This window comes from Wenyingzhuangia gracilariae (genome assembly GCF_056387575.1).
Map to the genome: position 1 here is coordinate 2,531,695 of NZ_CM150748.1, position 12,370 is coordinate 2,544,064.

Genomic DNA, 12,370 nt, shown 5'->3' on the forward strand with positions numbered 1-12,370 from the left:
CTTAAAATACGTATTTTTACAGCCAAATTTTTTAGGATACATGATACAGTCTATGACAGGGTATGGGAAAGCGATTGTGCAATTACCAACCAAAAAGGTAACAATAGAGGTTAAATCTTTAAATAGTAAAAATTTAGATTTAAGCGTTCGTATGCCTCAATACTATAAAGAAAAAGAAATTAACGTTCGTAAAAGTATTGCCAATAGTGTGGTTAGAGGAAAGGTAGATTTTTCTATTTATGTAGAAATGACTGCAGAAGTATCTCAAACAAAAGTAAACGTAAATGTAGTGGCTGATTATATGAATCAGTTAAAACAAATAGCAACAGGTTCTGATGTAGAATTGTTAGACATGGCAATGCGTTTGCCAGATACTTTAAAAACCGAACGTGAAGAATTAGACCCTGCAGAATGGGCAACTATTGAAACAGGAATTAAAGAAGCATTAGAGGCTTTGGTACAGTTTAGAAAAGACGAAGCAGCATCTTTAGAAACAGACTTTAGAGAACGCATAGAAAATATTCAAAACTTATCTTTACAAATCAACCAGCATGATGAAGATAGAATGGCAGCTGTAAAAGCAAAATTACGCAAGGCTATTGATGATTTACAAGTAACTGTTGATGAAAATAGATTTGAACAAGAATTGATCTATTACTTAGAAAAATTAGATATTAACGAAGAAAAAGTTCGTTTGGCAAATCACTTAGAGTATTTTTTAAAAGAATTGGATAATAAAGTTTCTGATGGTAAAAAATTAGGATTTATTGTTCAAGAAATAGGAAGAGAAATTAACACCACAGGTTCAAAATCTAACTATGCACCCATGCAGCAAGTTGTTGTGCAAATGAAAAATGAGTTGGAAAAAATTAAAGAACAAATTTTAAACGTATTGTAATGGCTTCAGGAAAATTAATTGTGTTTTCTGCACCTTCTGGTTCTGGAAAAACCACTATTGTAAGACACTTGTTGTCTGAAACAGATTTGCCTTTAGATTTTTCTATTTCAGCAGCTTCTCGTGAGCCAAGAGTAGGAGAAGTTCACGGAAAAGATTATTATTTTTTATCTGCCGATGCTTTTAAAGAAAAAGTAAGCGAAAATGCTTTTTTAGAATGGGAAGAAGTGTATAAAGATAATTTTTATGGAACTTTAAAATCTGAAATTACTAGAATTTGGGCAGAAGGAAAGCACGTTATTTTTGATATTGATGTAGTTGGAGGATTGAATATTAAAAAACAATTTCCAGAAGAAACGTTGGCAATTTTTGTACAACCACCTTCTTTAGAAGAAATGGAACGAAGATTGAGAGGAAGAGCTACAGAAACCGAAGAGAAAATTAGAATGCGTGTAGCCAAAGCAGCTCAAGAAATGGATTTTGCTAAAAAATTTGACACTGTTTTAATTAACAATGATTTGTCTGTGGCAAAAGAAGATGCGTATCAATTGGTTTCAGAATTTTTAAAAAAATAATTCAATGAAAATTGGTTTGTATTTTGGCACATTTAATCCGGTACATATAGGGCATACTATTTTAGCCAATCATATGTTGCATTATACAGATATGGATGAGGTTTGGATGGTGGTTACTCCTCACAATCCTCATAAAAAGAAAAGTACACTTTTAGAAAACCATCATCGTTTAGAAATGGTGTACAAAGCAACCGAATCTTATGAGCGTGTAAAACCAACAGATATTGAGTTTAAATTAAGGCAACCCAATTATACCATTGATACTTTGGTACATATTTCGGAAAAATATCCAACACACGAATTTGCTATTATTATGGGAGAAGATAATTTAAAATCTTTTCACAAATGGAAAAATTACGAGGTTATTTTAGAAGAATACGAAGTGTATGTGTATCCTAGAATAGGAAATACAATCAAAGAAAACAGTTTGGCCACGCACCCAAAAGTACATATAGTAAACGCACCGGTTGTAGAAATATCATCAACATTTATTAGAGATGCTATTAAAAATAACAAAAGTGTAAAACATCTATTAACACCACAAGTATGGGAATATATAGATTTAATGAATTTTTATAAATAAAAAGGATAATTGTACATTTGGAAATTGAGTTTTTAATTAAAAACAACATAGTCTATCAGTCATAAAACATGAAAGAAAAGAGAAAAAAAATAAAGAAAAAATTGGTTAAAAAGTACCGTTTGGTAGTTTTAACTGAAGATTCTTTTGAAGAAAAATTCTCTTTTAAACTAACACGTTTAAATGTTTTTGTATTTGGTGGTTTGTTTAGTTTGTTTTTAATAGCCATTACATCGGGGTTAATTATTTATACACCTCTAAAAGAATATATTCCAGGTTTTGAATCTCCTCAATTAAAAAAAGATGCCATTTCTTTAAATTTTCAGTTAGATTCTATTGAACAAAAAATGCATGCTTTAGAGTTGTATACAGAATCTATGAAGCCCATTTTAATAGGAGATAAAGCGATAGAAATGGATGAGTTGCCATATGTAACTAAAGAAGGAGAGTCTGTGTATCAATCTGGAATTATGAATAACGATTCTATACACAACAAACTAGCTAGGTTGTATTCTTTGTTGGCAGAGAAAAACAAAACTATAGAGTTGTTAAAAGAAAAGTACAAAGGTTTTGAAATAGATACAGTAGATGCGTTAAGTAGTATAGTTGCTATTACTGATGAAGAAGGATTAACAGAAGAGGAAATACAATCGTTAGAAAGTTCTAGGTTAGATTCTGTGTTTAGAGAAAAAGTAGAAAGAGAAGAACGATTTAGTATTTTTGGTTATGAACCAGATAATAGAACGCAAGTATTTGTAGTGCCTACTATAGGAAATATAACAGAAGAGTTTAATGTAATATCTAAACACTATGCGGTAGATATAGCCACGGCTAAAGATGCTTCTGTAAAAGCAATTACAGACGGAGTTGTAATTTTTGCGGAATGGTCTATAGAAACAGGATATGTAATTGTATTAGTACATGCGAATAATTTTGTGTCGGTATACAAACACAATAGCAAAATTAATGTGTATCAAGGAGAGCTTGTAAAAGCCGGACAAGTAATTGCAAATGTAGGGTCTACAGGGGAATTAAGCACAGGGCCACATTTACATTTTGAAATGTGGAAAGATGGGTATCCAGTTGATCCAACTAATTTTATGAAGTTTTAAAAGAATGAGTATCAAATCAAAAATTGCATTGCCTTTTGCAAAGGTAATTCGTAAGCAGGTATACAAGTGGGCCAACAACCCAATAGAAACCCAAGAAAAAACATTTCAATATTTAATAAAAACAGCTAAAAACACGGCTTTTGGAAAAGATCATAATTTTGAGCAAATAAAAAACTATCAAGATTTTAAAAATAATGTGCCTGTAAACGATTATGAAGGAATCCGTTCTTATGTAGACAGAATGGTTGCAGGAGAAGCAGATGTTTTATGGACAGGAAGACCTTTGTATTATGCTAAAACTTCTGGAACCACATCGGGAGCAAAATACATTCCAATTACCAAAGAATCTATGCCTACGCATATTAAAGCTGCTCGTAATGCATTGTTGTTTTATATTGCAGAAACAGGAGATGCTAGTTTTGTTGATGGAAAAATGATTTTTTTACAAGGAAGCCCAATTCTTAAAGATTTAAACGGAGTACAATTAGGTAGGTTAAGTGGAATTGTAGCGCATTATGTACCTAAGTATTTACAAAAAAACAGATTGCCAAGCTGGGAAACCAATTGCATTGAAGATTGGGAAACAAAAGTAGATGCTATAGTGGAAGAAACGGTTAATCAAGACATGTCTGTAATTAGTGGAATTCCATCGTGGGTACAAATGTATTTTGAGCGTTTGTATGATAAAACAGGAAAAACGGTAGCAGAGTTGTTTCCAAAGTTTAATTTCTTTATTTACGGAGGGGTTAATTTTGAGCCTTATAAAAATAAGTTCGAGAGTCTAATAGGTAAAAAAATAGATTATATAGAATTGTATCCTGCCTCAGAAGGGTTTATTGCGTATCAAGATTCGCAAACAGAAAAAGGAATGTTGTTACAGTTAAATAGTGGTATTTTTTATGAGTTTATTCCTTCAGATCAATTTTTTGATGAAAACCCACCAAGATTAACAGTTGGTGAGGTAGAGTTAGGAGTTAATTATGTAATCATTTTAAATACATCTGCAGGTTTATGGGGGTATAATATTGGAGATACGGTTGAATTTACTTCTTTAGCACCTTATAGAATTAAAGTTACGGGTAGAATTAAGCATTTTATTTCTGCTTTTGGAGAGCATGTAATAGGGAAAGAGGTTGAAAAAGCGTTGAATGATGCCATTGTGGGAACTAATATTACGGTAAGCGAATTTACAGTAGCTCCGCAAGTAACCCCCCAAAGCGGATTGCCATATCATGAATGGTTTATAGAGTTTGAAAACGAACCTAAAGATTTAGAAACGTTTGCTCAAAAAATAGATGAATCTATGCAAGAACAAAATATTTATTATTTTGATTTGATCAAAGGAAGCGTTTTAAAACCATTAGTGATTACAAAAGTTAAAAAAGGTGGTTTTCATGAGTACATGAAGTCGATAGGGAAGTTTGGTGGTCAAAATAAAATACCTCAATTATCAGACAATAGAAAAATAGCAGATGTTTTACAGAACTTTAAAGCCTAAGTTGTTTTAAAAAACTAAAAACAAAGAAAGTATTTGTTTAGAGGAATAATAACGATACAGAATATTAAATAAAATGAAACTATACTTAGTCCCAACACCTATTGGAAATTTAGAAGATATGACTTTTAGAGCAATTAAAGTTTTAAAAGAAGTGGACTTGGTATTGGCAGAAGACACACGTACTAGTGGTAAGTTAATGAAGCATTTTGAGATTACAACTCATATGCAAAGTCACCACATGCACAATGAGCATAAAACAGTAGAAAGTATTGTTCAAAAAATAAAAGGAGGAACCTCGGTAGCACTTATTTCTGATGCTGGAACTCCTGCCATTTCAGATCCTGGATTTTTATTAACACGTGCTTGTATTCAAAACAATATAGAGGTAGATTGTTTGCCAGGAGCCACCGCATTTGTCCCTGCATTGGTAAATTCTGGATTGCCAAACGAAAAGTTTGTTTTTGAAGGATTTTTGCCTGTTAAAAAAGGACGTCAAACAAGATTGTTAAAATTGGCAGAAGAAGACAGAACGATTATTTTGTACGAATCTCCACATAAATTAGTAAAAACATTAGGGCATTTGGCGGAGTATTTAGGTGCGGATAGACAAGCTTCTGTTTCTAGAGAATTGACCAAAATGTTTGAAGAAACAATTAGAGGTACTGTTACTGAATTGGCAGAATTTTATACAAACAAACCACCAAAAGGAGAAATTGTATTAATTGTTGCCGGAAAATAAATAAACACAAAATGGAGAATAAAACTTTTTTTCACAGCGTATATTTTTGGTTAAAAGAACCAGAAAACAAAGAACATTGTAAAGTGTTTGAAATCGCTTTACAAAAATTTTTAAAAAGCACTGTTTTTACAAAAACATCTAGTATTAGTAAACCTGCGGGTACAAACAGAAGTGTGGTAGACAATAGTTATACTTATTGTTTATTGGTAAGTTTTGATAGTGAAGAAAAGCATGAACTGTATCAAAAAGAGCCTGCGCACGAGTTGTTTTTAAAAGAAGCATCTATTTTGTGGGAAAAAGTTCAGGTGTATGATTCTGTTGCATTGTAGCTTAATAAACTTCTAAAGAACCAATCATTCTATCTGTAAGCAATTCATAATCACTATTGTTGTTAGACCAGAATGTAATCATATAAATAAGTGTAAAATTATCTTTAACACAGGCTATACTTTTAAAGTGTATGTCTGTGTTGTTGCTTTTAAAAGTTCCTTTTTTTAATACAGCAGGGTAATTGTTTATCTGAGTGTTTTCATCATTGTAAAATAAATCAGAACCATTCATAGTTTGATAGGTTTGTTGTATGGCTCCGTTTCCGGCACCTTTAGGATTAATTTTCCCAACAGATTCATTATAAGTACTTGTCATAACTACAGCTCCAAAACCAGCAAAATTATTGTAAGCATAATAGTCCATTTCTTTAATAAGTTTTTTAACTTCTGCAGGTAATGGAATTTCTTCTTCTTGTTTTTCTAACCAATAAGGAGATTCTATAGCTACTTTATTTCCCATAAAAAACTGTTTACCCCATTCTTTGTCTAAAAGATCTGAAACAGGAAAAGCATAATCATAAAAAAAACTAAAAACGTTGGCACTGTAATTTTTTCCAAAATAGGCTCCAAACCCTACACAGATTACAATAAAACAAATTTGCAATATTTTTTTAAAGGACAGTTTATTGCTTTTTTTAGTATAAGCAGATTTAGAGGTTCCTACTTCATTTGTAAAATCTTCAAAACTTTTATGAGCATGTTTTTTTTGCCAAGTTTTAAAGTTGTTAGAAAGTTTTTTTCCACAAGCATCGCAAAAAATTTGATATTCTGAATTCAGTAAGTTGTAATGCTCACAACTCTCGCACTTTAAATATTTCATCATTTAGGTTTGGGTGTGATAAAGGTACGTATAGAATGTATATGTAAACAAGTAGTAAACTGTATAAATTACAAACACAACATAAGATTGTAAATTTGTATTGGGCATCGTAATAATTTATAGCCAGTCTAATTGATTATAGGCCCTTTTTTTATAAATTTGCCGTTCTGTAATTCAATGAATTGCAATCATAACAGAAAACAATAAATAAGTCGAAATCAATATGGCAACAACATTATTTGACAAGGTATGGGATTCACATGTAGTCCGTCACGTAGAAGACGGACCAGATGTATTCTTTATCGATCGTCATTTTATCCACGAAGTTACAAGTCCAGTAGCATTCTTAGGATTAGAAAGTAGAGGAAACAGTGTATTGTATCCAAACCGTACATTTGCAACGGCAGATCACAACACTCCAACTATTAACCAACATTTACCGGTAGAAGATGCTTTATCTGCAAACCAGTTAAATGCTTTGGAAAGAAATGCTAAGAAACACGGAATTTCTCACTGGGGATTAGGAGATGTAAATAACGGAATTGTACACGTAGTAGGACCAGAAAATGGAATTACTTTACCAGGTGCAACTATTGTTTGTGGAGATTCTCATACATCAACTCACGGTGCTTTTGGAGCTATTGCTTTTGGTATTGGTACTTCTGAGGTAGAAATGGTATTGTCTACTCAATGTATTATGCAATCTAAGCCTAAGGCAATGCGTATTAACATTAACGGAGAATTAGGTTTAGGAGTAACTCCTAAAGATGTTGCTTTGTATATTATTGCGAAACAAACAACTTCTGGAGCTACAGGTTACTTTGTAGAATATGCAGGAGATGTTTTTGAAAATATGACAATGGAAGGTCGTATGACGGTGTGTAACTTATCTATAGAGATGGGTGCTCGTGGTGGTATGATTGCTCCAGATGAAAAAACGTTTGAGTACATTAAAGGTCGTGCCTTAACTCCAAAAGGAGCTGATTGGGACAAAGCAATGAAATATTGGGAAACTTTATCTACAGATGAAGGATCAGAATTTGATGCTGAGTTTACGTATGATGCTGCAGATATTGAACCAATGATTACTTACGGAACCAACCCAGGAATGGGAATTGGAGTAACTAAAGACATTCCAAATGCAGAATCTGTAGAAGGTGGTGTAGAAACTTACCGTAAATCTTTAGGTTACATGGATTTCAACGAAGGGGAATCTATGATTGGTAAAAAGATTGATTTTGTATTCTTAGGATCTTGTACTAACGGACGTATAGAAGACTTTAGAGCTTTCTGTTCTGTGGTAAAAGGACGTAAAAAAGCAGACCATGTAACTGCATGGTTGGTACCAGGATCTCACAAAGTAGTAGATCAAATTAAAGCAGAAGGATTAGATAAAGTTATTACAGAGGCAGGATTTGTATTAAGAGAGCCAGGTTGTTCAGCTTGTTTAGCTATGAATGATGATAAAATTCCAGCAGGAAAATTATCTGTATCAACATCTAACCGTAACTTCGAAGGACGTCAAGGACCAGGATCTAGAACTTTATTAGCTTCTCCATTAGTGGCAGCAGCTTCTGCAGTAGAAGGTGTGGTTACGGACCCAAGAACAATCTTAACTGCTAACGCTTAAAACATAGAATACAATGGCTTACGATAAATTTGAAGTATTAACAAGTACAGCTTATCCACTACCAATAGAGAACGTGGATACAGATCAAATCATTCCTGCTCGTTTCTTAAAAGCAACTGAGCGTAAAGATTTTGATATCAACTTTTTCCGTGATTGGAGATTTAATGCAGACGGAACACCTAAAGCAGATTTTCCTTTAAATCAAGAAAAATACGCAGGATCTAAAATTTTAGTAGGAGGACGTAACTTTGGTTCTGGTTCTTCTAGAGAGCATGCAGCTTGGTCTGTATACGATTTTGGATTACGTTGTGTAATTTCATCAGCATTTGCAGATATATTTAAGAACAACTGTTTAAATATTGGTGTATTACCAGTACAAGTATCAGCAGTATTTGCAGATAAATTGTTTCAAGCAATTGAAGCAGATCCTAAAACTGAAATCAAAGTAGATTTACCAGCACAAACAGTTACTTTAGTAGCTACTGGAGAATCTGAATCTTTTGATATTAACGGTTACAAAAAAGGGAACATGTTAAACGGATTTGATGATATTGATTACTTAAAAAACATAGAAGAAGAAATTACTGCCTTTGCAGAAACTAGACCTTTCTAATTTTTAAGAGAATATATACTATTTTAAAAAGCGTTTCACTTAATTGTGAAACGCTTTTTTTATTAGAGTATAATTGTTTTAATAGTTGTTGTAGATAAAATTTACATTTGCTAGAAAAAGAAAATGAAAAAGCTACTGTTAATGTTAATGCTTCTGTGTTCTGGGCTACATGCTCAAGAAGAAAAACAACCAAAATCTAACCTTTTGTATTTTGGAGTTTCTGCTATTGATTTAGGAAATTATTTTGGACAAGGTATAGACTTAAATTACATTTATAAAGAGGAGATTTCTTTTAGTATTGGAGTGAACTACAATCTATATTTCACCAAAAATTACCCAAAAGACAACGCGAATGATTTTCTTTTTGATGGTATTAGTAGTGCTGAGCATATTTATTTTACAATAGGAAAGGTAATCAAACTAAAGCAATCTAAGAGAGTTAGGTTAAATTTGTCTGCTGGTTTAGCAAAAACTTGGAATCGTGTTGAAGAAAATTTTGTAAGAGGAAATCAGGTTAGAGATGGTCGTTATGATTATGATTACGATTCAAATAGATATGAAACTGTAAGTTTAATATTAAATCCAAAATTAGAGATACCAATATTGTCTTTTATTGGTTTGCAACTTTCACCAAAAGTTATTTTAAATAAAAAAAGGAGTTTTTATGGAGTTGGAATAGGAGTTCTATTGGGAGCTTTAAGATAGATAGTCTTTATATTTTAAAGAGTGTTTCGTTATTAAGTGAAACACTTTTTTTATATTTGCAATCTGTGTTTTTTAAGGGTAGTTTGGTTAAAAACGATTGTAAATCAGTGACTAAAATACAGAACTCTTAAAAATTAGCGATCATATTATGAGCCAAAAGAAAATAGAAATAATGGATACAACACTTCGTGATGGTGAACAAACCTCAGGAGTGTCATTTGCAGCCAACGAAAAACTAACGATTGCCCAATTGTTATTGGACGAACTAAAAGTAGATCGTATTGAAATAGCTTCGGCACGTGTGTCTAAAGGAGAGTTTAATGCTGTTAAAAATATTACAGATTGGGCTAAAGAAAATGATCATATCAACAAAATAGAAGTATTAACTTTTGTAGACAAAGGAACTTCTATTCAATGGATGAAAGAAGCAGGAGCAAAGGTTCAAAACTTATTAACTAAGGGATCTATGAATCACTTAGAACACCAGTTAAGAAAAACTCCAGAAGAACACTTTTCAGAAATTGCAGCTTCTGTGCAAGAAGCAAAAGAAAATGGAATTGAAACCAACGTATATTTAGAAGATTGGTCTAACGGAATGCGTAATTCTAAAGATTACGTATATCAATATTTAGATTTTATAGCAACACAATCGGTAAAAAGAATTATGTTGCCAGATACCTTGGGGATTTTAACTCCACAAGAATCTTATGAGTATATTAAAGAGATAAAAGACAAATATCCAAACTTACATTTAGATTTTCACTGTCATAACGATTACGATTTAAGTGTTGCCAATGCTATGGAAGCTATTAAAGGTGGGGCAGATGGATTGCACTTGACATTAAACGGAATGGGAGAACGTGCAGGAAATGCACCTTTGGCAAGTGTGGTTGCAGTGGTTAATGATTTTATGCCAAATTATTTGGTAGAGGTAAACGAAAAAGCCCTGTACAAAGTAAGTAAAATGGTAGAAGCTTTTTCAGGATTTAAAATTCCAGAAAGTAAACCCGTTGTAGGAGAAAATGTATTTACTCAAACAGCAGGAATTCATGCCGATGGAGACAACAAAAAGAATTTATATTACAATGATTTGTTGCCTAAGCGTTTTGGACGTAAACGTAAATATGCCTTAGGAAAAACATCGGGTAAGGCTAATATTCAAAAAAATTTACAAGATTTAGGTCTAAATCTAAACGATGAAGAATTAAAGTTAGTTACCCAAAGAGTTATTGAATTAGGAGATAAAAAAGAATTAGTTACACAAAATGATTTGCCGTATATTATTTCTGACGTGCTAAATTCAAACACAATATCTGAAAGCGTAAAAGTAGAATCTTATGTGTTAACACACGCAAAAGGATTAAAACCCTCTACAACAGTAGCGGTTTCTTTTGAAGGAGAAGTTGTAGAAGAAAGTGCAAGTGGAGATGGTCAGTACGATGCTTTTATCAAAGCATTACGCAAAATTTATCATAAAAAAGGATTAGTTTTGCCAACACTTACAGATTATGCTGTACGTATTCCGCCAGGTTCAAATTCAGATGCGCTGTGTGAAACAGTAATTACCTGGGAATTAAACGGAAAAGAATACAAAACACGTGGTTTAGATTCAGATCAAACAGTATCTGCAATTATGGCTACCGAAAAAATGTTGAACATTATATAAATAAGAATACAGAATAAAAGTTTAAAAATCTTTGAATTCTGAATTCTAACATTCTTAAAATAAATAAAATGAAATTAAACATTGCATTATTGGCTGGTGACGGAATTGGACCAGAAGTAATTGATCAGGCTGTAAAAGTTTCTGATGCAATTGCTGCAAAATTTGGACATGAATTAACTTGGAAGCCAGCTTTAACAGGAGCTGCTGCTATTGATGCAGTTGGAGAACCTTACCCAGATGAAACTCATGAGATTTGTAAATCTTCTGATGCAGTTTTATTTGGAGCTATTGGAGATCCTAAATATGATAATGATCCAACAGCAAAAGTACGTCCAGAACAAGGTTTGTTAAAAATGCGTAAAGCTTTAGGATTGTTTGCAAATGTACGTCCTACATTTGTTTTCCCATCTTTATTAGATAAATCTCCATTAAAACAAGAGCGTATTGAAGGGACTGACTTGGTTTTTTTACGTGAATTAACAGGAGGTATTTACTTTGGTGAAAAAGGAAGAAGAGATGGTGGAGACACTGCTTTTGATAACTGTGTATACACAAAAGAAGAGGTAACTCGTTTGGCTAAAAAAGGATTTGAGTTGGCAATGACTCGTTCTAAAAAATTATGTTGTGTAGACAAAGCAAACGTATTAGAAACTTCTCGTTTATGGAGAGAAACTGTTCAAGGTTTAGAAGCAGAATATCCAGAGGTTGAGGTTTCTTATGAGTTTGTAGATGCTGTAGCTATGCGTTTGGTACAATGGCCATCTTCTTACGATGTATTGATTACCGAAAATTTATTTGGTGATATTTTAACAGATGAAGCATCTGTAATTTCAGGATCTATGGGATTAATGCCATCTGCATCTATGGGAACTGACATTGCTTTATTTGAGCCTATTCACGGATCTTATCCACAGGCTGCAGGAAAAAACATTGCCAACCCAATGGCTACTGTTTTATCTGCTGCAATGATGTTTGAAAGCTTTGGATTGCAAGAAGAAGGAAAAGCAATTAGAGAAGCAGTTAACAAAGCGTTAGCAGAAGGATATGTTACTGAAGATTTAGCAGATGGAGGAAAGTCTTACGGGACTTCTGAAGTTGGAGATTGGTTAGCGGCTGCTATTTAGTAGTTAACTTTTATAGAAATAAAAAAGGCTTGTGATTTTCACAAGCCTTTTTGCTGTTAGATATGTAATAAATCTAATTGTTTT

13 protein-coding genes are annotated in these 12,370 nt (G+C 32.7%); 12 read left to right on the plus strand and 1 reads right to left on the minus strand.

The window, feature by feature from the left end; translation table 11 throughout:
* Positions 1-40: 40 nt before the first annotated feature.
* The 7 genes from ACY2IJ_RS11020 to ACY2IJ_RS11050 all read left to right on the plus strand — a co-directional run bounded on the left by ACY2IJ_RS11020 (position 41) and on the right by ACY2IJ_RS11050 (position 5,728).
* Positions 41-898 carry a YicC family protein gene (locus ACY2IJ_RS11020; RefSeq protein WP_476724421.1) on the plus strand — a complete coding sequence of 286 codons (858 nt, stop codon included), beginning with the start codon at positions 41-43 and terminating at the stop codon, positions 896-898.
* Positions 898-1,470 carry a guanylate kinase gene (gene gmk, locus ACY2IJ_RS11025; protein WP_476724422.1) on the plus strand — a complete coding sequence of 191 codons (573 nt, stop codon included), beginning with the start codon at positions 898-900 and terminating at the stop codon, positions 1,468-1,470. The genes ACY2IJ_RS11020 and gmk overlap by 1 nt, the downstream gene beginning before the upstream one ends.
* A gap of 4 nt (positions 1,471-1,474) precedes the next feature.
* Positions 1,475-2,053, plus strand: coding sequence for a nicotinate (nicotinamide) nucleotide adenylyltransferase (gene nadD, locus ACY2IJ_RS11030; protein ID WP_476724423.1), 579 nt, complete (start codon positions 1,475-1,477; stop codon positions 2,051-2,053).
* Between the two features lie 68 nt (positions 2,054-2,121).
* On the plus strand, positions 2,122-3,162 hold the full coding sequence (locus ACY2IJ_RS11035; protein ID WP_476724424.1) for a M23 family metallopeptidase: 1,041 nt from the start codon (positions 2,122-2,124) through the stop codon (positions 3,160-3,162).
* 4 nt (positions 3,163-3,166) lie between these two features.
* Positions 3,167-4,660 carry a GH3 auxin-responsive promoter family protein gene (locus ACY2IJ_RS11040; RefSeq protein WP_476724425.1) on the plus strand — a complete coding sequence of 498 codons (1,494 nt, stop codon included), beginning with the start codon at positions 3,167-3,169 and terminating at the stop codon, positions 4,658-4,660.
* A gap of 73 nt (positions 4,661-4,733) precedes the next feature.
* Positions 4,734-5,399, plus strand: a complete 666-nt coding sequence (rsmI, locus tag ACY2IJ_RS11045) for a 16S rRNA (cytidine(1402)-2'-O)-methyltransferase (RefSeq protein ID WP_476724426.1) — start codon at positions 4,734-4,736, stop codon at positions 5,397-5,399.
* Between the two features lie 11 nt (positions 5,400-5,410).
* Positions 5,411-5,728, plus strand: a complete 318-nt coding sequence (locus ACY2IJ_RS11050) for a Dabb family protein (RefSeq protein WP_476724427.1) — start codon at positions 5,411-5,413, stop codon at positions 5,726-5,728.
* 1 nt (position 5,729) lies between these two features.
* Here the strand turns inward: ACY2IJ_RS11050 and ACY2IJ_RS11055 are convergent, their stop codons facing one another.
* On the minus strand, positions 5,730-6,551 hold the full coding sequence (locus ACY2IJ_RS11055) for a hypothetical protein (RefSeq protein WP_476724428.1): 822 nt from the start codon (positions 6,549-6,551) through the stop codon (positions 5,730-5,732).
* 220 nt (positions 6,552-6,771) lie between these two features.
* On the opposite strand from ACY2IJ_RS11055, the gene leuC reads away from it, so the two are divergent.
* The 5 genes from leuC to leuB all read left to right on the plus strand — a co-directional run bounded on the left by leuC (position 6,772) and on the right by leuB (position 12,286).
* Complete coding sequence (gene leuC, locus ACY2IJ_RS11060) at positions 6,772-8,178, plus strand: 3-isopropylmalate dehydratase large subunit (RefSeq protein WP_476724429.1); 1,407 nt, start codon at positions 6,772-6,774, stop codon at positions 8,176-8,178.
* 13 nt (positions 8,179-8,191) lie between these two features.
* Positions 8,192-8,791 carry a 3-isopropylmalate dehydratase small subunit gene (gene leuD / locus ACY2IJ_RS11065; protein ID WP_476724430.1) on the plus strand — a complete coding sequence of 200 codons (600 nt, stop codon included), beginning with the start codon at positions 8,192-8,194 and terminating at the stop codon, positions 8,789-8,791.
* Positions 8,792-8,914: 123 nt separating this feature from the next.
* The gene (locus ACY2IJ_RS11070) at positions 8,915-9,496 is read left to right on the plus strand and encodes a hypothetical protein (RefSeq protein WP_476724431.1); all 582 of its coding nucleotides are present in this window, start codon (positions 8,915-8,917) and stop codon (positions 9,494-9,496) included.
* Positions 9,497-9,644: 148 nt separating this feature from the next.
* Positions 9,645-11,162: an alpha-isopropylmalate synthase regulatory domain-containing protein gene (locus ACY2IJ_RS11075; protein ID WP_476724432.1), complete on the plus strand. Its 1,518-nt coding sequence runs from the start codon at positions 9,645-9,647 to the stop codon at positions 11,160-11,162.
* Positions 11,163-11,230: 68 nt separating this feature from the next.
* The gene (gene leuB / locus ACY2IJ_RS11080; RefSeq protein ID WP_476724433.1) at positions 11,231-12,286 is read left to right on the plus strand and encodes a 3-isopropylmalate dehydrogenase; all 1,056 of its coding nucleotides are present in this window, start codon (positions 11,231-11,233) and stop codon (positions 12,284-12,286) included.
* Positions 12,287-12,370 lie beyond the last annotated feature (84 nt).

Coding starts and splice junctions, on each gene's coding strand:
- ACY2IJ_RS11020 (WP_476724421.1), top strand. CDS start 41: ATGATACAGTCTATGACAGGGTATGGGAAAGCGATTGTGCAATTACCA.
- nadD (WP_476724423.1), top strand. CDS start 1,475: ATGAAAATTGGTTTGTATTTTGGCACATTTAATCCGGTACATATAGGG.
- rsmI (WP_476724426.1), top strand. CDS start 4,734: ATGAAACTATACTTAGTCCCAACACCTATTGGAAATTTAGAAGATATG.
- leuC (WP_476724429.1), top strand. CDS start 6,772: ATGGCAACAACATTATTTGACAAGGTATGGGATTCACATGTAGTCCGT.
- ACY2IJ_RS11055 (WP_476724428.1), bottom strand. CDS start 6,551: ATGATGAAATATTTAAAGTGCGAGAGTTGTGAGCATTACAACTTACTG.
- leuB (WP_476724433.1), top strand. CDS start 11,231: ATGAAATTAAACATTGCATTATTGGCTGGTGACGGAATTGGACCAGAA.
- ACY2IJ_RS11070 (WP_476724431.1), top strand. CDS start 8,915: ATGAAAAAGCTACTGTTAATGTTAATGCTTCTGTGTTCTGGGCTACAT.
- ACY2IJ_RS11035 (WP_476724424.1), top strand. CDS start 2,122: ATGAAAGAAAAGAGAAAAAAAATAAAGAAAAAATTGGTTAAAAAGTAC.
- gmk (WP_476724422.1), top strand. CDS start 898: ATGGCTTCAGGAAAATTAATTGTGTTTTCTGCACCTTCTGGTTCTGGA.
- ACY2IJ_RS11050 (WP_476724427.1), top strand. CDS start 5,411: ATGGAGAATAAAACTTTTTTTCACAGCGTATATTTTTGGTTAAAAGAA.
- ACY2IJ_RS11075 (WP_476724432.1), top strand. CDS start 9,645: ATGAGCCAAAAGAAAATAGAAATAATGGATACAACACTTCGTGATGGT.
- ACY2IJ_RS11040 (WP_476724425.1), top strand. CDS start 3,167: ATGAGTATCAAATCAAAAATTGCATTGCCTTTTGCAAAGGTAATTCGT.
- leuD (WP_476724430.1), top strand. CDS start 8,192: ATGGCTTACGATAAATTTGAAGTATTAACAAGTACAGCTTATCCACTA.